The sequence below is a fragment of the Carnobacterium inhibens subsp. inhibens DSM 13024 genome (genome assembly GCF_000746825.1).
GTDB classification, from domain to species: Bacteria; Bacillota; Bacilli; order Lactobacillales; family Carnobacteriaceae; genus Carnobacterium_B; species Carnobacterium_B inhibens.
This window is the reverse complement of record NZ_JQIV01000006.1, coordinates 465,797-491,218: the sequence shown is the minus strand read 5'-3', so window position 1 is coordinate 491,218 and position 25,422 is coordinate 465,797. Positions and strand designations below refer to the sequence as shown.

General features: G+C 35.5%; 19 protein-coding genes and 1 pseudogene. 19 read left to right on the top strand and 1 reads right to left on the bottom strand.

All coding sequences use genetic code 11. The features are described 5' to 3' along the window. The first annotated feature begins 100 nt into the window (after window positions 1-100). The 15 genes and pseudogenes from rnz (at window position 101) to BR65_RS03355 (ending at window position 16,375) form a co-directional block, all read left to right on the top strand. Complete coding sequence (gene rnz, locus BR65_RS03425) at window positions 101-1,039, top strand: ribonuclease Z (protein ID WP_023178026.1); 939 nt, start codon at window positions 101-103, stop codon at window positions 1,037-1,039. Window positions 1,040-1,132: 93 nt separating this feature from the next. Further along, window positions 1,133-1,936, top strand: a complete 804-nt coding sequence (locus BR65_RS03420; protein WP_023178025.1) for an SDR family NAD(P)-dependent oxidoreductase — start codon at window positions 1,133-1,135, stop codon at window positions 1,934-1,936. Window positions 1,937-2,035: 99 nt separating this feature from the next. Further along, the gene (locus BR65_RS03415; RefSeq protein ID WP_034536733.1) at window positions 2,036-2,449 is read left to right on the top strand and encodes a LapA family protein; all 414 of its coding nucleotides are present in this window, start codon (window positions 2,036-2,038) and stop codon (window positions 2,447-2,449) included. 246 nt (window positions 2,450-2,695) lie between these two features. Then, window positions 2,696-3,256, top strand: coding sequence for a DUF1836 domain-containing protein (locus BR65_RS03410; RefSeq protein WP_023178022.1), 561 nt, complete (start codon window positions 2,696-2,698; stop codon window positions 3,254-3,256). Window positions 3,257-3,280: 24 nt separating this feature from the next. After that, entirely contained in the window at window positions 3,281-4,147 is an 867-nt protein-coding gene (locus BR65_RS03405) for a DegV family protein (RefSeq protein WP_034536732.1), read from the top strand. 188 nt (window positions 4,148-4,335) lie between these two features. After that, a complete protein-coding gene (locus tag BR65_RS03400) occupies window positions 4,336-4,656 on the top strand; it encodes a single-stranded DNA exonuclease RecJ (protein ID WP_236620707.1) in 321 nt (106 codons plus the stop codon). A gap of 830 nt (window positions 4,657-5,486) precedes the next feature. Continuing rightward, window positions 5,487-7,538, top strand: a pseudogene (recJ, locus tag BR65_RS03395) (single-stranded-DNA-specific exonuclease RecJ); the annotation flags it as partial. A 23-nt stretch (window positions 7,539-7,561) separates the two neighbouring features. Beyond that, window positions 7,562-8,074 (top strand): adenine phosphoribosyltransferase, encoded by a 513-nt coding sequence (locus BR65_RS03390; protein ID WP_023178018.1) that lies wholly within the window; start codon window positions 7,562-7,564, stop codon window positions 8,072-8,074. A 142-nt stretch (window positions 8,075-8,216) separates the two neighbouring features. After that, on the top strand, window positions 8,217-9,086 hold the full coding sequence (gene dprA / locus BR65_RS03385) for a DNA-processing protein DprA (RefSeq protein ID WP_034536728.1): 870 nt from the start codon (window positions 8,217-8,219) through the stop codon (window positions 9,084-9,086). Between the two features lie 276 nt (window positions 9,087-9,362). Further along, window positions 9,363-11,441 carry a type I DNA topoisomerase gene (gene topA / locus BR65_RS03380; RefSeq protein WP_023178015.1) on the top strand — a complete coding sequence of 693 codons (2,079 nt, stop codon included), beginning with the start codon at window positions 9,363-9,365 and terminating at the stop codon, window positions 11,439-11,441. A 221-nt stretch (window positions 11,442-11,662) separates the two neighbouring features. Beyond that, entirely contained in the window at window positions 11,663-12,562 is a 900-nt protein-coding gene (gene xerC, locus BR65_RS03375; RefSeq protein WP_034536726.1) for a tyrosine recombinase XerC, read from the top strand. Between the two features lie 29 nt (window positions 12,563-12,591). Beyond that, on the top strand, window positions 12,592-13,131 hold the full coding sequence (gene hslV / locus BR65_RS03370; protein WP_034536724.1) for an ATP-dependent protease subunit HslV: 540 nt from the start codon (window positions 12,592-12,594) through the stop codon (window positions 13,129-13,131). 15 nt (window positions 13,132-13,146) lie between these two features. Beyond that, complete coding sequence (gene hslU / locus BR65_RS03365) at window positions 13,147-14,571, top strand: ATP-dependent protease ATPase subunit HslU (RefSeq protein WP_034538596.1); 1,425 nt, start codon at window positions 13,147-13,149, stop codon at window positions 14,569-14,571. 20 nt (window positions 14,572-14,591) lie between these two features. Continuing rightward, window positions 14,592-15,401 carry a GTP-sensing pleiotropic transcriptional regulator CodY gene (codY, locus tag BR65_RS03360; protein WP_034536721.1) on the top strand — a complete coding sequence of 270 codons (810 nt, stop codon included), beginning with the start codon at window positions 14,592-14,594 and terminating at the stop codon, window positions 15,399-15,401. Window positions 15,402-15,499: 98 nt separating this feature from the next. Next, window positions 15,500-16,375, top strand: a complete 876-nt coding sequence (locus tag BR65_RS03355) for an aldose 1-epimerase family protein (RefSeq protein ID WP_034536718.1) — start codon at window positions 15,500-15,502, stop codon at window positions 16,373-16,375. Between the two features lie 78 nt (window positions 16,376-16,453). Here BR65_RS03355 and plsY read toward each other — a convergent pair whose 3' ends face one another. Continuing rightward, window positions 16,454-17,059, bottom strand: coding sequence for a glycerol-3-phosphate 1-O-acyltransferase PlsY (plsY, locus tag BR65_RS03350; RefSeq protein ID WP_034538595.1), 606 nt, complete (start codon window positions 17,057-17,059; stop codon window positions 16,454-16,456). 477 nt (window positions 17,060-17,536) lie between these two features. Here plsY and parE point away from each other — a divergent pair, with 477 nt between their 5' ends. The 4 genes from parE (at window position 17,537) to pflA (ending at window position 25,266) form a co-directional block, all read left to right on the top strand. Further along, window positions 17,537-19,537, top strand: coding sequence for a DNA topoisomerase IV subunit B (gene parE, locus BR65_RS03345; protein ID WP_034536717.1), 2,001 nt, complete (start codon window positions 17,537-17,539; stop codon window positions 19,535-19,537). Then, complete coding sequence (gene parC, locus BR65_RS03340) at window positions 19,527-21,980, top strand: DNA topoisomerase IV subunit A (RefSeq protein WP_034536715.1); 2,454 nt, start codon at window positions 19,527-19,529, stop codon at window positions 21,978-21,980. The genes parE and parC overlap by 11 nt, the downstream gene beginning before the upstream one ends. Window positions 21,981-22,247: 267 nt before the next feature. After that, window positions 22,248-24,476 (top strand): formate C-acetyltransferase, encoded by a 2,229-nt coding sequence (pflB, locus tag BR65_RS03335; protein ID WP_034536712.1) that lies wholly within the window; start codon window positions 22,248-22,250, stop codon window positions 24,474-24,476. A gap of 28 nt (window positions 24,477-24,504) precedes the next feature. Next, a complete protein-coding gene (gene pflA / locus BR65_RS03330) occupies window positions 24,505-25,266 on the top strand; it encodes a pyruvate formate-lyase-activating protein (RefSeq protein WP_023178003.1) in 762 nt (253 codons plus the stop codon). The last annotated feature ends 156 nt before the right edge of the window (window positions 25,267-25,422 follow it).

Genomic DNA, 25,422 nt, shown 5'->3' with positions numbered 1-25,422 from the left:
CATTATCGCTTATTTAAGAAATATTTGTTAAAATAAACAAAACACGTGTACGCAAATAATGAGTGTACGGATGTTAACTTAATGGTTAGGACAGGATAAAATGGAATTATTATTTTTAGGAACAGGTGCAGGCGTTCCAGCTAAGCATAGAAATGTAACTAGTATTGCTTTGAAACTATTAGAGGAACGCAACAGTATTTGGCTCTTTGATTGTGGAGAAGCGACACAGCATCAAATTTTACACACTACTTTAAAACCTCGAAAAGTAGATAAAATTTTCATTACTCACTTACATGGAGACCATATTTTTGGTTTACCTGGTTTTTTAAGTAGTCGATCTTTTCAAGGAGGCGATGGTCCGTTAACAATATACGGCCCTGTTGGGATAAAAAATTATGTTCTGACTTGCTTAAAAACCTCAGGAACCGGTTTAAAGTATACGTTGAATTTTCATGAAATTACTGAAGAAGGACTTTTATTTGAAGATCATCAGTTCAAAGTATTTTGTCGTAAATTAAAACATGGAATCCAATCTTTTGGGTACAGAGTCGAAGAAGCAGACCACCAAGGAATGTTACAAGCAGATAAGGTTAAGGAAGCGGGTATTCCATTTGGACCTTTATTCGGAAAATTAAAACAAGGCGAAACCATTAAACTTGAAGATGGACGTGTATTCAATGGAATGGATTTTATTGGGGAAAGTCAAAAAGGTCGCATAGTAACGATTTTAGGAGATACAAAAAAGACGCAAAACAACATTCTTCTTGCTGAGAATGCTTCTGTATTGGTCCACGAAAGTACATTTGATGGATCAAATCGTAAAATGGCTAGAGATTACAATCATTCTACTAATTTAGATGCTGCAGAAGTAGCTAAAGAAGCGAACGTCGATAAATTATTGTTGACTCATATCAGTGCCCGTTATTTAGGCCGTGATGCTTACTTATTAGAAAAAGAAGCTCAAAAAGTATTTCCTAATACTCGAATTGCCAATGATTTCGATGAAATCGATGTCCCTCTGATTCGAACAGATAAATAAATAATCAAATTTTTTTGTACTGTTTAACCTTGGTAAAATTGAATCATCAACACAATTATTGCTCGTCCAATAACTCAACTAAAGGAGCTTATCATGAAAAAGAAGTTAACTACACTTAAAGATAAAGTTGTTTTTATTACTGGTGCTTCAACGGGATTAGGAGAAAAAATAGCTTATGAAGCAGCAAAAAAAGGAGCTGTCGTCATTGTAAGTGCTCGAAGAGAAGACATGCTGTTGCAAGTTAAAGAAAATTGTGAAAAATTTTCCGGTAAGGAAGCTTTTGCTTTCACTTTGGATGTGTCGAAACCTGATCAAATAAAAAAAGTTATTAAAGAAATTTATCAAACTGTTGGTGTTGTGGACGTTCTAGTTAACAATGCTGGATTTGGACATTTTGAAGAAGCTCTTTCATTTAAAATGGATATAGCTGAAAGCATGTTTCGTGTAAATGTTTTAGGTTTAATGTATGTCACTCAATTAGTAGCTATCGAAATGGCAGAAAGAAAACAAGGTCATATCATCAATATTGCTTCTCAAGCTGGAAAAATAGCTACTCCTAAATCAACTGTTTATTCCGCAAGCAAATTTGCAGTACTTGGCTATTCAAACGCTCTTCGTCTAGAGTTGAAGCCATTAAATATTTATGTTACAACCGTAAATCCGGGTCCGATAGAGACAAACTTTTTTGATATTGCGGATGAAAGTGGAACTTATCTTGATAATATAGGACGCTATGTATTAAATGCTGAAGTTGTGGCTAATCGTATTGTGAGCTTAATGGGAACACCTCGAAGAGAATTAAATATGCCTGCTATGATAGAAATCGCTGGTAAATTGTATACTCTTTTCCCTAGAATTGGTGATTATTTAGCTGGAGATCTATTTAACAACAAATAGAAGATTAGGCATTTTTATAGTGTTTTTTCACAACTCTGTGTTAAAATAACTGTAGTAAAAATTGAGGAAATTTGGTTTGTTGAAGGGAGATTAAGGTATATGAAAAAACAATGGGGAACAATCGTAGCACTTATTTTAATCGTTATCGTTGCATTCTTTGCTGTTTTAAATGTTGAATCCGTTCCAGTTAGTTTTGGCTTTACAGAAGTTGCTTGGCCTTTGATTATGATTATTTTAGGATCTTTATTTATTGGAGCTCTAACCACTGTACTGATTTCTGTGAGTACAACGTATAAAAATAAAAAAGATTTAAAAAATAGTCAAAAAGAACTTGAAAATGCTGAAAAAAGAAAAGAAGAAGCGTTAGCACAACTTAGAGCAGATTACGCTGAAAAATTATCCGAAAAAGACCAAATAATTAGTGAAAAGGCAGATAAAATCAGTAGTTTAGAAAAAGAATTGATTAGCAGAATGACACAAACACCAGCCAATTCTACTGAACAAATCAAATAATTTATTCTATGAATACAAAAAAATGGTACACTGGTGTTAAAGTAACTTGATTCTCAGTAAAAGTTGCAAAAAGAAGAACAAACTATATGGTTTATTCTTTCTTTTTTTTGCGTAAATGTATTCGTTTTCTATTATAATCATATAGATTATTGACGTCTAACAATCTAGTCTAAGAAACTAGATTGTCTAGTAAGTGAAATTGTGTTACACTATTTTTAACAGAAATGAGTGAAAAAAGGTGATCTAATGGATAAACTTGAAGAAGATTTGGTAGCATGGTCAAATGAAATCAGCCAGTATACCTTCCCAAGATGGAAAGAACTACCTGATTTTGACCTTTATATGGATCAAGTTTTAAACTTAATTGAACGATACTTAGCTATTTTTAAAGTTAGCGATCAAAAACACATCATTACTTCTTCTATGATCAATAACTATGTAAAATTAGGTTTGATTCCTCCTCCTGTAAAAAAAAGATATACTAAAAAACATTTGGCTTATTTAATTGCTATCTCTATTTTGAAACAAGTAGTGACGATTTCTGAAGTAAAAGAAGGCATTCTTTACCAAGCTTCAATAAGTGGAATCAGAGAAGCATATGATTTATTTTGTACTGAGCAAGAATACGCTTTAAGAGCGGTTGCTTCACATATTCAGCAAAAAGACAGAAAGCCCTTATTACCCGATAGCACGGATAATACGACGTTTATCGTGCGTACAGCTACGATAGCAGTTGCAACAAAAATTGTAACTGAAAAATTGTTATTTTTAGCTGAAACACAGAAACATGATGAAAAAAAGAAATAAAACCATAAAGTTGGAGGCATTATTATGAACAAACAAAAAATAGGTTTCTTAGTTGACTCTGGATCAGATGTCCCCTTAGAAACCATCACTAAAGCAAATATGAAAGTCATTCCTTTAAAAATCATTTATTCTGATAAAGAGTATACTGATAAAGTAGATATTCATGCTCAAGATGTTTACGATTGTTTAGAGCAGGAGATTCCAAAAACTTCTTTACCAAGTGGAGAAGTTATTAGTGAAATGCTGCAAGAATTTAAAGATGAAGGCTATGAAAAAGTGATAGCTGTAACTATTTCTAGTGGATTAAGCGGTACAAATAACATGGTCCGTTTGATGGCTGAAAATGTTGATGGGTTAGACGTTTTCACTCTTGACACGAAAAATATTGGTATCGGAAGCGGATTTTTAGCTATTAAAGCTGCAGAATATGTTGAAAAAGACCTAGAATGGAACACGATCAAAGAGAAACTACAAGCGGACGTTAAAAAATCCAAAATATTTTTTCATGTTCCAACATTAGAATATTTGCAAAAAGGAGGACGTATCGGTTTAGTGTCTTCTATTTTAGGAAATGTTTTAAATTTAAAACCGGTTATTTCTTGTAACGATAATGGGATCTATCATACTGTTGCTAAAGTTCGAGGAAATAAAAAGAGTATTCAAAAAGCTATTGATTTAGCAGCTGATTTTGCGGGGAATGCCAAAAAATATCATTTAGCAATTGCTTTTGGTGGTAAAACGGCTGAAGTACAAGTTGACGATATTCGAGTAGAAGTTAAAAAGAAATTACCTAATTTCGTTAAAATATTTGAAGATCAAATCAGTCCAGCTTTAGGAGTCCATACAGGGCCAGGATTAATCGGAATCGGTGTACAGATTATCGAGGATTAAAAAAATAAATAAAGAGTGAAAGGAATTGAGGCGTAACAGCTTTGATTCCTTTTTTTGTGTTTTAACGTCTGCTCAAACTAGTGAATGAGCCCATTATTTTCCTGATTTTGTTCATAGATAAAGGAAGAAAAACTATATCTACAAGACCAATTTTGATATAATGGTACAGTTAGGAGTGATATGATTTGTTGAAATCACGGACAAAATGGAAATTAAATGCACCTGTAAAGAATACCGAAAAAGTAACTGAATTAAGTGAAGCATTAAAATTGTCGCCTTTGTTTATTGAACTGTGTTTACAAAGAGGACTGGATTCAAAAGATAAAATCGAGCGCTTTTTGCAGCCTGATCAAACTTGGATCTATGATCCTTACTTGATGCATGACATGGAGCGAGCTGTTTCTCGTATTACTGAATCTGTTGAACGAGGAGAACAAATCACAATTTATGGTGATTATGATGCAGGTGCGATACGTTCACAAGTGAAAAGCTTGTGCTCATCTCTTTAAAGAAATGAAGAACTGATAAAATGAAAGCTGGAATGATAAAGTAACGTTTTGAAACGGCTTCCCTAATCCTCCGATATGCTTTTAATAAGGCAGATGATCAAAAGTATAAAGCTCGGTGAAGTCAGCTGAAAGGTGCCGTAAATAAGACACGTTCTTATACGAAAAAGGTCCAGAGGTGGATCTCGCATCCCATAGGCTGGGGGTCTTATAAATTACCTATGGTTAGAATGTTCCTAATAATGGAACTGACGAATCTTTGAATGTACGAGTCGACACATAGACGGTGTAGAAATGCAGTGTGAGATTGCACCTAAAATCAATCTTTTTGCATATGGTAGAGTAAGAATCTGGCGTTATGAAATACCATATTATCTTACAGGGATAATCAAGTGCAACGGCTCATAGAAGAAATCTAAGGGTATATAGAACAAGATAATTTTATTGGAACGTATGAAGCTTAGAATGTTGATGCCTTTGCCGGCAGATGAAGCAGTTTAGTCGAAAAGCTCAAGAGAGTACAATAAGCTAATTTGTCTAAGTGAAAGTAGAGCCATAGTACCAGTGAAACTGTGATAATAAGCAGTGGAGGGAGGGGCTCAAGTCGTTTTTGGAAAGCTTATATGCTTTTAAAGTGTAGATTCGAATGAGATGGGTGAATGAATCCTATTAAAATAGAGAATAGCCATTATTTTATTTGCCGCTATCCTTATTCGTTATCTAAAATGCTTAAATAAAAAACGATGGAACGCCGTGTGAGATGAAAGTCTCACGCACGGTGTGGAGTGGGGGAAAACTCGGAGAGAATCTCAAAGGGTTACCTATCACTATATGGTGTAACAAGTACGGCCGTTTTAAAAGAAACCATTGAAATGATCGGAGGAGAAGTTAACTATTACATCCCTAATCGATTTAACGATGGTTATGGACCAAACACAGCTGCTTTTGAACGATTGATTGAAGAAGGTACACAATTGATTGTGACTTGTGATAATGGTGTAGCAGGGCATGCTGCTATAGATCGAGCAAATGAGTTAGGCATAGACGTAATCGTGTCGGATCATCACGAATTACCAGATAAACTGCCTGATGCTTATGCAGTGATTCATCCTAGACACCCACAAGGTTCTTACCCTTTTGGCGATTTATCTGGTGTGGGAGTAGCCTTTAAATTAGCGACAGCGTTATTAGGAGAAATTCCTATTGAGTTATTAGATTTAGTTTCCATAGGAACCATAGCCGATCTCGTTTCTCTAACAGATGAAAATAGAGCTTTAGTCATGCAGGGTTTAGTCATGTTGAAAAGTACTCAGCGCATCGGTTTATCCGCTTTGTTTAAATTAGCAAAAATAAAACGTGAAGAAATCGATGAGGAAACGATTGGGTTTATTATTGCTCCTCGTTTAAATGCTGTAGGTCGATTAGGCGATGCTTCTCCTGCAGTAGAATTACTAACAACTTTTGATGATGAAGAAGCCGCTTCTTTAGCACAAATGGTACAAGAAAAAAATATAGAACGCCAAGGTTATGTATCGACTATCACTAACGAAGCTTTTGAGATGATTGACAAAATGGATACCGCAATGGATGTTTATGTTTTAGCAAAAGAAGAGTGGCATGAAGGCGTATTAGGTATTGTTGCCAGTAAAATTGTTGGCAAAACTGGTAAACCTGCTATAGTCATGAATATTGACAAAAACAAAGGTCTGGCAAAAGGGTCTGGCAGAAGCATACCAGCATACCATTTATATAATGCTTTGGACAATGTTCGTCATCTTACGACTACTTTTGGCGGACATCATATGGCTGCTGGTCTAACTATTCCAATAGAAAATATCGAACACATTCAAAATGAGCTGAATCAATATGCTGTAGCGAATGGTCTATCTGAAGAATTAGGTGAAGAAACACTTATAGATGGGCAACTGAAAATTGAAGAAGCTACGGTTGAAGTAGTAGAAGAATTGCACCGTTTGGCACCGTTTGGTACAGATAATACTAAACCTATTTTTCTATTCAAAAACGTTGAGTCTCAAGAAGTGCGACGTATTGGAGGAGATCAAGCGCATTTGAAAATGAAGCTTGCTGAAGAAAATGCCTTTTTAGATGTGATAGGTTTTCAATTTGGTCCAATTGCTGATGAGATAGGCTTGCATTCTGAAGTCTCTGTAGTTGGAAAATTAGCGATAAATGAATGGAATGGTTCTCGAAAAACGCAATTGATGTTAGAAGATTTAGCCATTGAAGGCATTCAAGTCTTTGATTCAAGAAGTACCAATATTCCGGCAGCTTTATGGACCACAGAACAGGCTGATTTTGTCTTTTTTGATTCAAAAAACTTCGAAAAATTTGTAAGCAATGTGCCTACTACCAGCTATGCTCACCAATTGACTAATCTAGATGCATTGGAACAATTTACGATGAAAACCAATCAACTTATTTTCGTCGATTGTCCTTCTGATGTTGACTGGGTAAAAGATCTGTTAAGTGGATCTAGTCCAGAAAAAATCATCGCTTGTTTTTACAGTCGAGAAGAATTGTATTTAAATGGTATGCCAAGTCGCAATCAATTTGGCCAAGTTTTTAAATACACAGCGACTCATGTTAATATTGATATTAGAAATAAGTTAAAGTTATTGGCAACCCACTTAAATATAAAAGAAAATAATTTAATTTTTATTATTTCAGTGTTTTTAGAGATCGGATTTGTTACAATAAAAGATGGTGTAATGAACGTTGTTAAAGATGTTCATAAGAAAGAATTAGAACAAGCAGCAGCTTATCAAAAAAGATTAAAACAAATTCAGTCTGAAAACTTTTTTGTTTACAGTCATTTTTCTGAGTTGGAGAATTGGATGAAACAACAAGTAAACGCATCACTTTAATTTTGAATGGAGGAAAACTTTTAATGGATTTAAAAAATTATATTGCAGATGTTCCTGATTTCCCGGAAAAAGGCATTGTCTTTCGTGACATTTCACCTTTAATGGCTGATGGAGAAGCCTATCGCTTTGCGACAAGTGAAATTGTAAAATATGCACAAGATAAAGGCGTTGAAATGATTGTAGGACCTGAAGCACGTGGATTTATCGTAGGCTGTCCAGTAGCTTATGAAATGGGTATTGGATTCGCTCCTGCACGTAAAAAAGGAAAACTACCTCGCGAAACTATCGAAGTTACGTATGGTTTAGAATACGGAAAAGATACGTTGCAAATTCATCAAGATTCTATTAAACCTGGTCAAAAAGTCTTGGTTTGTGATGATTTATTAGCAACAGGCGGAACAATTGCCGCAACGATCGAGCTGATTGAAAAACTTGGTGGAATAGTTGTTGGAACTGCTTTTCTAGTTGAATTAAAAGACTTGAATGGCCGTGAGAAGATTAAAGGTTACGATATTTTAGCTTTAATGGAGTATTAATCGTTCATCTACTATCACATTTATATACAATGAACTCTAGAAGATTTTCTTCTAGAGTTTTTTATTAAAATTTTTTTCTTTGTTTTGCGGAAGTTACCATTAGAAGAGTTAACGATCTTGCAATGACAAAGGAGCGTATAGGATGCAAACAACAAAACTCAATCAAACGTTATTTCATTTAACATTATGTAAAGGGATAGGTGCTACAAGTCGCATCCGGATGCTCTCATCTTTAATAGACAATCCTTATTTGACCCCCTATGATTTAGCCCACTGTGCGCAGTTAAATGCTGCTAATACAAAATTATTTATGAATAGTTTTTCAGCAATCTGCCTAGAAGAAAAACTAAGCGAATACAAAAATAGACACATCAAATGGGTCACTATTTTAGATTCAAACTATCCAGAATATCTTAAACACACCTATAACCCACCCGCACTTTTATTTTATCAAGGAGACCTTAATTTACTAAACCGCAATTTGTTAGCGGTTGTAGGCTCTCGACAGAATAGTGTTTATGGAACAAAAGTATTGTCGCTATTATTACCAGACTTAATTCGTCAAAATTTTGTTACTGTGAGTGGGTTAGCAAAAGGAATCGATCAGGAAGTTCATAAACAGACTATAGCATTAGGTGGCCAAACAATCGGAATAATTGGAACAGGACTAGATCAATATTATCCATTTGAAAATGAAAAACTGCAAAAGGAAATGGGACGAAACCATTTGCTTCTATCAGAATATCCTTTAGGAACAAAGCCGCTAAAACAACATTTTCCCATACGGAATCGGATTATCGCAGGCGTATCCTTAGGTACTCTGGTCATAGAAGCAAAATACCGAAGCGGAAGCTTGATTACTGCTAATTTGGCGCTTCAAGAAGGAAGAGAAGTTTTTGCGATTCCTGGAGATATTACAAAACCCTATTATGAAGGAACCAATGATTTGATTTTAAATGGTGCAAAATGTGTGTTAAATGCAAACCATATTTTAGAAGAATTGATGAACTAAAACGAATTAAAAAGAGAAACTTTGAAAGAATTGGAACTGTTTTTTCAAAGTTTTTTTGTATGCCACAAAAAAAGAGCCTTAACCACTAGTAAAGTAAAGGTTTTCAATAAAAAAAACGATCTTTTTCTTCTATTATATACTCCTTTTCTCACTAAAAATAAATAAGGAGAGTTGACAAAGTACCTAAAGATGGAATAAGATGATTAACGATTTCTATTCTAGCTTAGAAAATAAACGAATCAGTAAAAATTACGCTCATTTGAGAGGAGCATTTCATTGGCATATAAATACCTGGTGATTGTTGAATCGCCTGCTAAAGCAAAAACAATTGAAAAATATTTAGGTCGAAATTATAAAGTAGTCGCTAGCTTAGGACATATCCGTGATCTTCCTAAAAGTCGGATGGCAGTGGATGTTGAAAATAACTACCAACCTGAATATATTTCTATTCGAGGAAAAGGCCCATTAATCAAAGAGTTAAAAAAATATGCAAAAAAAGCTGAAAAAGTTTTTCTCGCAGCTGACCCGGATAGAGAAGGGGAAGCTATTGCTTGGCATTTGAGTTTTTTACTAGGGCTAGATGTAACAGATAAAAACCGTGTAGTGTTTAATGAAATTACCAAAGATGCCGTTAAAAATGCATTTAAAGAACCTCGTTCCATTGATATGGATTTAGTAAATTCACAACAAGCTCGAAGAATATTAGATCGACTTGTCGGATATACCATCAGTCCTATCTTATGGAAAAAAGTAAAAAAAGGATTAAGTGCTGGAAGAGTTCAATCCGTAGCGCTAAAATTGATTTGTGATCGAGAAAATGAAATCAATCAATTTAAACCTGAAGAATATTGGTCAATCGGTGCCAACTTTAAAAAAGACAAAAAGAAATTTAAAGCCAATTTCTATGGACTAAAAGGCAAGAAAAAGGATTTAAAGAATGCCCAAGACGTACAAGAAATTATCAAACAACTAGATGGTGATCAGTTCGAAGTGCTGTCTGTTACTAAAAAAGAACGGATGAGAAACCCGGCTCTTCCTTTTAAAACAAGTAGTTTGCAACAAGAAGCAGCAAGAAAATTAAATTTCAGAACGCGTAAAACGATGATGGTTGCACAACAACTCTATGAAGGTATCTCAATGGGGCGCGGGGGTGCTGTCGGTCTGATCACTTATATGCGTACGGACTCTACTCGAATCGCTGCTTCCGCAAAAAGTGAAGTTGCAGAATACATTATAAAAGAATTTGGACCGGAATACGCAGCTTCTAAACCTCGAACAGGGAAAAAAGCTGAAGGTGATCAAGACGCCCATGAAGGTATTCGACCATCTAGTGTGTTACGGACACCAAAGGAAATTGAAAAATTCCTGACAAAAGATCAATACAAATTATACAATCTTATTTGGTCACGATTAGTAGCTAGTCAAATGACACCAGCCGTTTTTGATACTATGAAAGTAGATATTGCACAAAATGATGTGTATTTCAGAGCAAATGGTTCGAAAATCAAATTTCCTGGTTACCAAAAAGTTTACATTGAAGGTAACGATGAAGGAAAAGAGGAAAAAGAGAATCTTTTACCTGATATGAAAAAAGGTGATCAAGTTAAATCAGTAGATATTGAACCAAAACAACACTTCACTCAACCGCCTGCTCGTTTTTCCGAGTCGACTTTGATTCGTGTGTTAGAAGAAAATGGTGTAGGTAGACCCTCTACTTATGCTCCGACTTTAGAAACGATTCAACGTAGATACTATGTTAAACTACAAAGCAAACGGTTCGAAGTAACGGAATTAGGCGAGATCGTTAATGGACTCATTAATGAATTCTTCCCTCAGATTGTTGATGTTCACTTTACAGCAGATATGGAAAAAGATCTGGATGAAGTTGAAGAAGGGAATAAGGAATGGCCTAAAGTTATTGATCAATTCTACAAACCCTTTGCGGTTGAAGTTGAAAAAGCGGAAGAAAATATGGAAAAAGTCCAAATCAAAGATGAACCTGCTGGATTTGATTGTGATCTTTGTGGCCATCCAATGGTAATCAAACTTGGACGATATGGAAAATTCTATGCCTGCAGTAATTTCCCGGATTGTCGCAATACCAAACCAATCGTAAAAGAAATCGGCGTTACTTGTCCTGTATGTGGTGAAGGACATGTCATTGAACGAAAATCTAAGAAAAACCGTATTTTTTACGGATGTGATCGTTACCCAACGTGCGAATTCGTTTCATGGGATAAACCGGTTGGTCGTAACTGTCCTAAATGTGAGCATTATTTAGTTGAAAAGAAAGCAAAAGGCAGCAAACAAGTGGTCTGCAGTCATTGTGATTATAAAGAAGAACTGCAAAAATAACTAAAGCATAAAAGAACTAGTTAAGCAGAGTGATACTCCTCTTGCTTAACTAGTTCTTTTATACATATCTAAAGGTAAAAAATAAAAGATTATTCATTTAACAGCAAAGATTAAAGCAGAAATGAATTGTTTTAAAATTCAATTAATTTAATTCTTTATCGATTGTAATCTAAATATTTGTATGATAAAGTAGCTTTGTTGTAAGAGTGGAGGGATCATTTTTGGTAGATCAAACAATTAAAAAAACTTTTTTGCAATATTTGATTACCGAAAGACATTATTCTGAGCTGACAAAAAAAGCTTATGAGGAAGATATCACTCATTTTGAATTATTTTTAAATCAAACGGGAGATGCTGATTTTAGTAGCGTAACTCTTCAAGATGTCCGGATCTATTTAGGTGAATTAAACGAACAAGGATTAAGCCGCAATAGTGTTTCAAGAAAAATTTCTAGTTTACGAGCATTTTATCAGTTTTTATTAAAAAACCAATTGACTCAAGATAATCCATTTTCTTATATTCATTTAAAAAAGAAAACGCTTCGTTTGCCTAAATTCTTTTATGAAAAAGAAATGGATGCTCTTTTTGAAGCTGTAAAAGGAGAAAGGCCGCTTGATTTTAGGAATGAAGCCATCCTCGAGGTCCTTTATGGAACAGGAATACGTGTGAGTGAATGCAGCGGGATTACATTGAAAGATATTGATTTTGATTTAAGTGTGCTGTTGATCCATGGTAAAGGGAATAAAGAACGCTATGTACCTTTTGGACATTATGCAGCGGTTGCTATACGTGAGTATATGGAAAAGAGCCGTACTCCATTAATGGCAAAATACCAAAAGGATCATTCCTTTTTATTTGTGAATCATCATGGCGATCCAATAACGTCTACTGGAATTGAATATATATTAAATCAAGTGATTAAAAAAAGCAGTTTAACATCTGATATTCATCCGCATATGCTGCGTCATTCTTTTGCGACCCATTTATTAAACAATGGAGCAGACATGCGAACCGTTCAAGAATTGCTTGGTCATGCTAGTTTATCATCAACTCAAATATACGCTCACGTAACAAAGGAACGATTACAAAAAAATTATCGTCAATTTCATCCAAGAGCTTAGGAATGGATAACTGACTGGAGGAAAAAATAATGACAGAATTTCATGCAACAACTATTTTCGCGATTCAACATAATGGAAAAAGTGCAATGGCAGGAGATGGCCAAGTAACCATGGGTGAACAGGTCATCATGAAAGGCACGGCACGCAAAGTTCGCCGCATTTACAATGATGAAGTACTTGTTGGATTTGCTGGTAGTGTAGCGGATGCCTTTACGTTAGAAGAAAAATTTGAAAGCAAATTACACGAATATAAAGGGAACCTCACTCGCGCTGCAGTAGAATTGGCTCAAGAGTGGCGTTCAGATCGTGCAATGCAAAAATTGGAAGCTTTATTAATCGTGATGAATAAAGAAGAAATGTTAATGGTTTCGGGTGGCGGTGAAGTCATCCAGCCAGATGACGGAATACTTGCGATCGGTTCAGGCGGAAACTTTGCACTTGCAGCAGGAAGAGCCTTAAAAAAACATGGTAAAGAGCTAACAGCAGCCCAAATAGCGGAAGAGAGTTTAAACACAGCTGCTGATATTTGTGTTTTCACGAATCATAATATTATTGTGGAAGAATTATAAGGAGTGAACGAAATGATGACTAAAGATAATATGACTCCAAAAGAAATTGTAGCCGAGCTAGATAAATACATTATTGGACAGGCAACCGCTAAAAAATCGGTTGCTGTAGCTTTGCGCAATCGTCAAAGACGCCTAAAACTAAATGAAGATATGCAAAAAGAAATCACACCCAAAAACTTATTGATGATTGGAGCAACGGGTGTAGGAAAAACAGAAATTGCACGTCGTTTAGCAACGATCGTTCAAGCACCTTTTGTAAAAGTTGAAGCAACTAAATTTACAGAAGTCGGGTATATCGGAAGAGATGTTGAATCTATGGTTCGTGATCTAGTGGAAGCGTCTATTCAAATCGTAGAAAAACAACAATATTCTAATGTCTACACTCAAGCAGAACGAAACGCCATCGAACGGATTGTAAAACTATTGATACCAGGGATCAAAAAAGAAAAGAAACAAAATACTAATGCTAATCCTTTTGAAAGCATGTTTAAAAATATGGGTATTGATCCTAACCAAGTTAACCCACAAGCAGCAGAAGAAGAGGAAGAAGAAGTAACCGAAACTATTTCTAACGACCGTGAAAAAATGAAACAACAAATTCGTAATGGTCTATTGGATGATAGAGAATTGACTGTTCAAGTTGAAAGCCAAAAGAAACCAATGAATTCTTCTATGGGAGCCGGATTGGAACAAATGGGTATTGACTTGAACGAAACATTAGGTGCTTTACGTCCAAAACAAAAAACCAAACGTACCGTTACCGTGAAAAAAGCGATTGAACTCTTTATTCAAGAAGAATCTTCAAAATTAGTCAATCCAGAAGACATTCAATCCATGGCTGTTGACTTAGCTCAAAACGCAGGAATCATTTTTATTGATGAATTTGATAAAATTACGTCTAAAAATGAAAATAGCGGAACCGTTTCTAGAGAAGGTGTTCAACGTGACATTTTACCGATTGTAGAAGGGTCTCAAGTGACTACAAAATACGGTCCTATTCAAACAGATCATATCTTGTTTATTGCTTCCGGTGCTTTTCATGTCGCTAAACCAAGTGATTTGATTCCTGAATTACAAGGAAGATTCCCGATTCGTGTAGAGTTAGATGACTTAACAAAAGAAGATTTTGTCAAAATTTTAACCGAACCGAATAATGCATTGTTAAAACAGTATATTGCTATGCTTGAAACTGAGAATGTTACCATCACTTTTACGTATGAGTCCATTGAACGATTAGCAGAGATAGCTTATCATGTTAATCATGAAACAGATAATATTGGGGCAAGACGCTTGCATACAATTTTAGAAAAATTATTAGAAGATTTATTGTTTGAAGCTCCAGATATGCAAATGGGAGAAATCACCATCACAGAAAGCTATGTAAATGAAAAAATTGAACACATTGTAGCAGACAAAGATTTAAGTCGCTACATTTTATAAAAGATCGATGGAGGCTTCACATGAATGATTTACTGCAAAAAATGCGTAAAATTAATTATTTGTTACAAACTAAAGGCGGCGTAGTAAAATCCGAGTCTTCACCCGAAGGAGTATTAGCGTTTAATGATATGGCAATCGTGTTAGGGGATATTCTTAATGCCAACACGTATCTGATCGACGACGCTGGGACACTTTTAGGCTACCATGAGAAACACGAAATCAATAACGAGCGTGTTAAACAAATGCTTATTGATGAAAAATTTCCTATGAAGTATACCCGCAGCATGCTAGAAATCTATGAGACCAGAACAAATATTGGCATCGAAAGCGATTATACCGTCTTTCCTATCGAAACAAGAGATATGTTTGTAGAAGGTTTAACTACGGTTATCCCTGTTTTTGTGGCAGGAGAACGGTTAGGGACTTTGTTGCTTGCACGCTTGAACCAAGTATTCGATGACAATGATCTCATACTCGGCGAACATGCCGCAACTGTTGTTGGAATAGAAGTCTTGTATAAAAAGTCTACACAGATCGCAGAATCAGCTCGAAGTATGGCTACAGTTCAAATGGCGATCAAAACGTTGTCTTATAGTGAACTAAAGGCGATAAAGGCGATTTTTGAAGAATTAGACGGTACAGAAGGTCGAATCACTGCTTCCAATGTTGCGGATAAAGTAGGAATCACCCGTTCTGTCATTGTTAATGCTTTGCGTAAGCTAGAATCAGGTGGAATTATTGAATCTCGGTCTTTAGGCATGAAAGGAACGTACATCAAAATACAAAACACAAAGTTTATTGAGGTATTAGAAAAAGAATCGATTTATTGATGCGTCATTCATCATAGAAATAATCCTTTAGTTTGTATAATTAAAGGATTATTTTTTAAACACATCATGCAGTTGAACAAACTAGGAGGCTATTAACAATGATTACATTAAAAAATGACGCATTAACTGTTCACATTTCCCAAGAAGGTGCAGAATTGCAAAGTATTAAAAGTACTAGTGAAGAAGTAGAATACTTATGGCAAGGTGATCCAACTTTTTGGGGTAGAAAAGCTCCTGTTTTATTTCCCATTGTTGGTCGGCTGAAAAATGATGAATATGTCTACCAAGGAAAAACCTATTCATTAAATCAACATGGATTCGCTAGAGACCTTGTATTCCAAGTTGAAGAACAATCAGACGTATCCGTTTGTTTCACTGTATCATCTACTCCGGAAACAAAAGTAAGTTACCCGTTTGATTTTAAACTAACCCTTACGTACACGTTGGATAAAAACGATATTAAGGTCAGTTATGGCGTCTACAACACTCACCCAACAGAGGATATGTATTTTTCAATTGGCGGTCATCCAGGGTTTAATGTTCCTATGACAAGCGATACAACATTCGAAGATTACTATTTAACTTTTTTACCTAGAGAAACACGTAAAAAGATTCCGTTAATCGGTTCTTATTTGGATTTAGAAAATAAAACGCTTAGTCAAACCAATACGGAAATCGATTTAAAAAGACCGTTATTTGATCATGATGCACTTATCTATGAAACAAAAGGAAAAAATATTTTTTCGATTTCTTCTGAAAAAACGGCTCGTTCAGTAGCGTTGACGTTTGAAGGCTTTCCTTATACAGGTATTTGGTCACCACCTAATAAAGAAGCTCCTTTTGTATGTATCGAGCCATGGTTCGGAATAGCAGATACACAAAATGCCAGTGGTGAATTAACTGAAAAATTAGGTATTCAACACTTAAAGGGTATGGAGACATTTGCTGCACACTACACAATTTCGTTGACTTAAATCTTTTTAGTATAAACAAATAAAACAAAAGGGCTTGAGATCATCGTCTCAAACCCTCTTGTTTTTTGTTTTGGCGTGTTACTTTTTATCTTTTTTGTAGCCTAAACCGAAAGGAACTTTGCTTTCTGTACCGTTACGAATTCGTTTGATATTTTCTCTATGTCTGTAAATAATAAAAAGCGTTAATAAAAATGCAATGGTCGTTAAGATCCAATCCCCAATAAATAATGAGGAAAGAGTAATAAGAGGTAACGAAATCATACTTGAAAAGCTGACCATACGGGATAAAAATAAAAGGGCTATAAATATACAGACGCTGTAAACAAAAAATACAGGGTTATAGGCTAATAGTACTCCAGCACTAGTGGCAACAGCTTTTCCGCCTTTAAATCCTGCAAAAATGGGGTAAGTATGACCAAGGATAGCGCCTAAACCAATAACCATAGGATTAATGGGGACATTGAACAGTAAAGGCAAGCTTGCAGCCAGTGTACCTTTTAATACATCTGCTAATAGTACAGTGGTTCCGGCCGTTTTTCCTAAAACTCTAAATGTATTTGTCGTCCCAGAGTTGCCGCTACCAAATTGACGGATATCTTTCCCATAAAATTTCGTTCCTATCCAAACACCTGAAGGAATCGAACCTAATAAATAAGCAATAATGAACATAATTATGATTTTAATCAACAAACTTCTCTCCTTGACTTGCAGTATACATAGATACACTAACGTATTCATCATTTTAACACTTATCGTAATAGAAGGCTAGAAAAAAAGCGTTTTATCTGTCGCTCCAGCAGGTAGGTAAAGGGACATTATATTTCTAACAAACTTGCATTTCAAAAAAATAAATAGTTTAATAAAAAAGAAAAGCTTATTATTTTAAGGCGAACATATTTTCGGTTTTTGTTAAAAATCTGTTGTTTAGTGCTTTCTATTCCTTAAAAGATAGAGTATGATTAAACAGGTGCTTATGAAACTGAAGCAATCAATGAGTCTATTTGTGACTTTACTCATAATTGCAAACTAATAAAAAGAGATCAGAAAAACTTTAGAATGAAGAAAGAACCTTCTTTGGTTCCATTCAAACAAGAATGAGCATTGTTTTGGTGGATAGGTAAGCAGGAATCACTTTATTTTAATGCATTAAGGAGTTTTAGTATGCCAAAAGAATTAAATAAAGATTACAACGATGAGTCGATCCAGGTCCTAGAAGGATTAGAAGCGGTACGAAAAAGACCGGGTATGTATATTGGATCTACTGATGCACGAGGATTACACCATTTAGTCTATGAAATAGTCGATAATTCAGTCGATGAGGCTTTATCGGGCTTTGGAACTGAGATTAGTGTGACTTTGCATAAAGACAACAGCATTAGTGTAAAAGATAATGGGCGCGGAATGCCGATTGGGATGCATTCATCTGGGATCCCTACTGTACAAGTTATTTTTACAGTGCTGCATGCTGGTGGGAAGTTTGGACAAGGTGGCTATAAGACTTCCGGTGGATTACATGGTGTAGGTGCCAGTGTCGTTAACGCCCTTTCTGAATGGCTTACTGTTACGATCATCCGCGAAGGGGTTCATTACCAACAAAAATTCGTAGATGGTGGAAAACCTAAAGGATCATTAAAGAAAATAAAAACGAATAATGAAAAAAACGGAACCATTGTCCATTTCAAACCTGATGCGACTATTTTTACTACGACTAATTTGTCTTATGATATCTTAGCAGAACGTTTAAGAGAATCTGCGTTTCTTTTAAAAGGATTACGCATTGAATTAAAAGATGAACGAAATGACCAAGCCGAAGTTTTTTATTATGAAGAAGGGATTAAAGAATTTGTCGGGTATTTAAATGAAGACAAAGATTTATTAACCTCTGTAGCTTACTTTGAAGGCGAAACCAATGAGATCGAAGTTGAATTTGCTTTTCAATACAATGATGGTTATTCAGAAACGATTTTATCGTTTGTTAACAATGTACGAACAAAAGACGGCGGTACTCATGAATCGGGTATGAAAACAGCCATTACCAAAACGTTCAATGAATATGCGCGTAAAGTAAGCCTATTAAAAGAAAAAGACAAAAATTTAGAAGGTACCGATTTTAGAGAAGGTTTAGCAGCTGTTATTTCAATTCGGATACCAGAGAATCTTTTGCAATTTGAAGGCCAAACAAAGAGTAAACTAGGAACTCCTCAAGCAAGATCAGCGGTAGAGACCGTTGTAAGTGACCAACTTAGTTTTTATTTAGTGGAAAACGGTGATTTAAGCCAACAATTGATCCGTAAAGCTCTTAAAGCACGCGAAGCCAGAGATGCTGCTCGAAAAGCACGTGAAGAAAGCCGTAATGGGAAAAAACGCAAAAAAAATGACACCCTTTTATCTGGTAAATTAACACCAGCTCAAAGTAAAAATGCCAAACGTAATGAACTTTATTTAGTAGAGGGAGATTCTGCGGGGGGTTCAGCTAAACAAGGCAGAGACCGTAAGTTCCAAGCCATATTGCCTCTTCGTGGGAAAGTTATCAATACTGAAAAAGCTAAATTACAAGATGTAATGAAAAATGAAGAAATCAGTACCATGATCTATACGATCGGCGCTGGTGTAGGACCTGAATTTGATATTGCTGATTGCAATTACGATAAGATCATCATCATGACCGATGCGGATACCGATGGTGCTCATATTCAAACATTATTATTGACGTTCTTTTATCGTTACATGAAACCTCTTTTTGAAGCAGGTAAAGTTTACCTAGCATTGCCGCCACTGTATAAGCTATCAAAAGGTACTGGCAAAAAAGAAAAAATTGCTTATGCATGGACAGATGATGAATTGGTTCAAGTCACCAAAGATTTTGGTAAAAATTATATCTTGCAACGATACAAAGGTCTTGGTGAAATGAACGCTGATCAGTTATGGGATACAACTATGAATCCAGAGACCAGAACATTGATCCGAGTAAAAATAGATAATGCAGCTCAAGCTGAAAAACGTGTGTCTGTCTTAATGGGCGATAAAGTAGAACCTAGACGGAAATGGATCGAGTCTCACGTAGAGTTTACGTTTGAAGAAGGCGGCAGCATTTTAGAAAATAGTCAAATTATGGATCAAATTGAAACAGTAGATGAAGGAAGTGTCGAAGATGGAGAATAGAGCGGATATTCAGGAATTAACCCTGGAAGAAGTAATGGGAGATCGTTTTGGACGCTATTCAAAATATATTATTCAAGAACGAGCTTTACCAGACATTCGTGACGGTTTAAAACCGGTTCAACGCCGAATCTTATATGCGATGAACGTAGAAGGCAACACGGCAGATAAAGGCTTTAGAAAATCCGCAAAAACAGTCGGTAATGTGATTGGGAATTACCACCCTCATGGAGACAGCAGTGTCTATGAAGCTATGGTACGATTAAGTCAAGATTGGAAACAACGTGAGGTCTTGATTGAAATGCATGGGAACAACGGGAGCATGGATGGAGATCCTCCAGCAGCTATGCGGTATACCGAAGCTCGTTTATCAAAGATTTCTGCTGAACTTGTGCGAGATATCGATAAAGAAACGGTTGACTTCATTTTAAACTTTGATGATACTGATGAAGAACCTACAGTATTCCCAGCTAGCTATCCTAACCTAATGGTTAATGGAGCTACAGGGATATCAGCCGGTTACGCAACAGATATCCCACCTCATAATTTAGGAGAGGTGATTGATGCAACCGTTCATTTAATTGATCACCCATCTGCAGATGTAACTGATTTAATGAAACACATTAAAGGTCCTGATTTTCCGACTGGAGCTATTGTACAAGGTGTAGATGGCATTCAGAAAGCTTATGAAACAGGAAGAGGAAAAATTATTGTTCGCTCAAAGACTAGAATTGAAGAAGTTAGAGGCGGAAAAGAACAAATTGTGATCAATGAAATTCCTTACGAAGTAAATAAGGCTGTTTTAGTCCGCAAAATGGATGAAATTCGGTTGAATAAAAAAATCGATGGAATTGCTGAAGTACGTGATGAGTCTGACCGTAATGGGCTTCAAATCGTAATTGAGTTAAAAAAAGAAGCAAATGCACAAGGAATTTTAAATTATTTATTGAAAAATACTGATTTACAAGTAGCTTATAATTTTAATATGGTTGCTATTGATAAAAAACGCCCTAAGCAATCCGGTATCGTTAGAATGTTAGAAGCCTACTTAGAGCATAAAAGAGAAGTCATTACCAGAAGAACGAAATTCAATTTGCGAAAAGCTGAAAGCAGACAACACATCGTTTCTGGTCTAATTAAAGCTTTATCTATTCTAGATCAAGTAATCAATGCCATTCGAAGCAGTAAAGATAAGAAAAACGCAAAAGAGAATTTAGTAGAACAATTTGATTTCACTGAAATCCAAGCAGAAGCTATTGTTTCTTTGCAACTTTATCGATTAACGAATACCGATATCACGGCATTAGAACTTGAAGCAGCTTCATTAGATAAGGATATTGCAAGTTACAAAAAAATCTTATCTAGTCCTAAAGAGCTTGATAAAGTCATGAAAAAAGAGTTAGTTGAAGTGAAGAAAAACTACGCTTCTCCCAGACTTACTGTTATTCAAGATGAAATTGAAGAGTTGAAGATCGATACTGAAGTCTTGATTGCTTCTGAAGAAGTCTTTGTATCTGTTACTAAAGAAGGTTACATTAAACGAACAAGTTTACGTTCGTACAGTGCATCTAAACCTAATGAAATCGGCATTAAAGAAGGAGATTACCCAATTTATATTCAACAGCTAAATACGTTGAATCATTTATTGTTGTTTACCAGCAAGGGAAATATTATCTATCGTCCAGTTCATGAATTGTCTGACTTGAGATGGAAAGATATGGGAGATCATTTATCTCAAAATATTGCTTTTGAAGCAGATGAAAAAGTAATAAAAGTCTTTGGCATTGAGAAGCAATCACCGAATGCTACCTTCACATTTATCACCAGAGAAGGCTATATTAAACAAACGGCTGTTTCAGATTATGTCATTGGACGCAATTATAAAAATAAATCTTTTTCTGCTATCAAGCTAAAAACCACTACTGATGAATTAGTAAATATTGTCTATACAGAAAATCCTTTATTGAAAGACGTATTTTTAGTGACTCATCGAGGGTTTGGTTTGCGCTATTCTTTAGAAGAGGTCCCTGTTGTGGGTTCAAAAGCTGCTGGTGTAAAATCAATTAACCTTAAAGAAGGCGATTATGTTGTCAATGGAGTCTTGCTTGACGTTGAAACTGGTAAAACCGAATTAATGATCTTAACTCACCGCGGTTCAATCAAAAAAATGAATCTTCGTGATTTTGAAACATTAGGAAGAGCCAAAAGAGGATTGCTCATTTTGAGAGAGTTGAAGAAAAATCCTCATCGTGTAGCATTTGCTTTTGAAGCTTCTAAAGAAGATGTCTATACTATCCTAACGTCTAAAGGAAAAGAAATTCCTTTATCTAGTGCTTCTTATTCAATAAGTGATCGCTATTCAAATGGATCATTTATCGTAGATGAAGTTGAAGATGGGACACCAATTGAAGTAAAAAAAGATTTATTATCTAATGAAAACAAGTAAATGAGTAGAAGTGCAACTTACGGGTTGCACTTTTTTTGTTCTTTTTATTAAAATTAACAAATTCACAACTAAGTATGTGAAAAGTAGTTCAAATATTTTTTTTATCCTTTTTATTAATTTCGAATAAAATCATTTTAATAAAGGCGATCGAACTAAAAACCATCTTTTTAAAAGACGGAAAACAATTGATTTATGAAAAGTTAGTGTTATAATGAGCATGAAGAAACTGTTAGATTGCTTGACATGATAAAAGGAGGAATTTAGTTTATGGAACAATGGAAAGGCTTTAAAGGGAAGATGTGGCAAGAAGAAATCAATGTGCGGGATTTTATTCAACAAAATTATAAACCATATGATGGTACGGATGAATTTCTAGAAGGACCTACAGACGCAACAAAAGAACTCTGGAAACAAGTTATGGAATTAAACACAAAGGAACGTGAAGCTGGTGGCGTATTAGATATGGATACGAAAGTAGTCTCTTCTATCACTTCACATGAAGCCGGTTACTTAAATAAAGAATTGGAACGTATCACAGGGTTCCAAACTGATAAACCATTTAAACGTGGTTTACAGCCTTTTGGTGGTATTCGAATGAGTGAACTAGCTGCTGAATCATATGGTTATGAAATTGATCCAGAAGTATCTCATATTTTTAGAGACTACCGTAAAACACATAATCAAGGAGTCTTTGACGCTTATACGCCTGAAATTAGAGCTGCAAGACGTAGCGGAGTAATCACAGGTCTACCAGATGCATACGGTCGTGGACGTATCATAGGTGACTATAGACGCGTAGCTTTATATGGTGTAGATCGCTTGATCCAAGAAAAGAAAAATGATTTAGCGAATAAGGGTTACGGTACGATGAGTGAAGAGATTATACGTGATCGTGAAGAGCTAAATGAACAGATTCGTGCTTTAAATGAATTAAATGAGTTAGGCAGAATTTACGGCTTCGATATTTCTCAACCAGCCCAAACAGCTCAAGAAGCTTTCCAATGGTTGTATCTAGGTTATTTAGCAGCAGTAAAAGAACAGAATGGAGCTGCTATGTCTTTAGGGCGCACATCTACTTTCTTAGATATCTATATCGAGCGTGATCTAGCCAAAGGGTTATTGACTGAAGTTGAAGCACAAGAAATCACAGACCATTTTATTATGAAACTGCGCTTAGTAAAATTCGCACGTACTCCTGATTACAATGATCTATTTTCAGGTGATCCAACTTGGGTAACAGAAGCTATCGCCGGGGTAGGTGACGATGGTCGTCATATGGTAACGAAAAACAGCTACCGCTTCTTGCACACTTTATCTAATCTTGGCCCAGCTCCAGAACCTAACTTAACAGTACTATGGTCTACTCGTTTACCAGAAAACTTCAAAAAATTCTGCGCTAAAGCATCTATCGCTTCAAGTGCTATCCAATATGAAAATGATGACATCATGCGTTTAGAATGGGGAGACGACTATGGAATCGCATGTTGTGTATCTGCTATGCGTATTGGAAAACAAATGCAGTTCTTTGGAGCACGAGCTAACGTAGCTAAAGCTCTTTTATATGCAATTAATGGTGGAGTAGATGAAAAATCAAAGGTTCAAGTTGCTCCAAAATATCAACCAATTACTTCTGAATACTTGGATTATGATGAAGTAATGGAAAAATATGATGTTATGCTGGAATGGATTGCTGGCTTATATTTAAATACGTTAAACATTATCCATTTTATGCATGATAAATACTCATATGAACGCATTGAAATGGCTCTCCATGATAGTGATGTTGTAAGAACGATGGCAACCGGTATCGCTGGTTTTTCAGTAGCAATCGATTCACTAGCAGCTATCAAATACGCAAAAGTAAAGACAATTCGTGATGAAGATGGATTAGTAGTTGATTATGCGATTGAAGGAGATTATCCTAAATATGGCAATAATGACGATCGTGCGGATGATATTGGGATTTGGTTATTGAAGACATTTATGTCAAAAGTTAAGAAACATCCTGCTTACCGTAATGCAGTTCATACAACATCTATTTTGACGATTACTTCTAATGTTGTTTATGGTAAAAAAACAGGGAATACACCTGATGGACGTCGTTCTGGCGAGCCATTTGCACCCGGGGCTAATCCAATGCACGGCAGAGACACTCATGGAGCATTAGCTAGTTTAACTTCAGTAGCTAAAATACCCTACAAATACTCATTAGATGGTATTTCAAATACATTTTCTATTATTCCTAAAGCATTAGGTAAAGAAGATGACATTCAACAAGAAAACTTAGCAAGCTTATTAGATGGATACGCAAAAAAAGGTGGACATCATTTGAATGTGAATGTCTTTAACCGAGAAACATTGGTTGACGCAATGGACCATCCTGAAAACTATCCACAATTGACAATTCGTGTATCTGGTTATGCCGTTAACTTTATCAAATTAACACGTGAACAACAGTTAGATGTCATTAATCGTACAATGCACGAAAGTATGTAGAAATATGAAAAATAAAGGAGCCGTCAATATGACTACACCAGCAATTGGATATGTTCATTCAACGGAAAGTTTTGGATCAGTAGATGGACCAGGTATTCGTTTTGTTACATTCATGCAAGGGTGTCGTATGCGTTGTGAATTTTGCCATAACCCTGATACCTGGAACATGGGAGGCGGAACACCTTATACTGCTGATGAATTGCTAGCTGAAGCTTTATCTTATCGTGATTACTGGGGTAGTAAAGGCGGCATCACAGTGAGTGGAGGAGAACCTTTACTGCATATCGACTTTTTGATTGAATACTTTAAAAAGGCGAAAGAAGAGGGAGTCCACACAACTTTAGATACGTGTGGTCAACCATTCACTTATGAAGAACCCTTTTTTAGTCGCTTTGAGAAACTGATGGAGTATACTGACTTACTGTTATTTGATATCAAACACATTGATAATGAAAAACATAAGCGATTAACGATGCATGGCAATGAAAACATTTTGAATATGTCAACTTATTTATCTAAAATCAATAAACCCGTTTGGATCCGACACGTATTGGTTCCAGAGCGTTCTGATGATGATAATGACTTAATGAGATTAAGCGACTTTATTCAATCACTAGGAAATGTTTACAAAGTCGAAATATTACCGTATCATAAACTTGGTGTTTACAAATATGCGGCTTTGAACATTCCGTATAAACTAAAGGATATTGAACCGCCAACTCTTGAACGTGTAGAGAACGCCAATCGGCTATTGAAGGTACAAAATTATAAAGATTATCAAACAAACTAATATAGACTAATATATAAACTAAAGAAGAAATAAGCTGAAAAGAGGGTATAAATACTTTTCAAGCGCTATTTCTTCTTTTTTTATCCAATCTTTTTTGTGAAATCTAACATAATACTAGCTAAACAAGCCCATTTGAGATAAAATTTTATAGTAGTT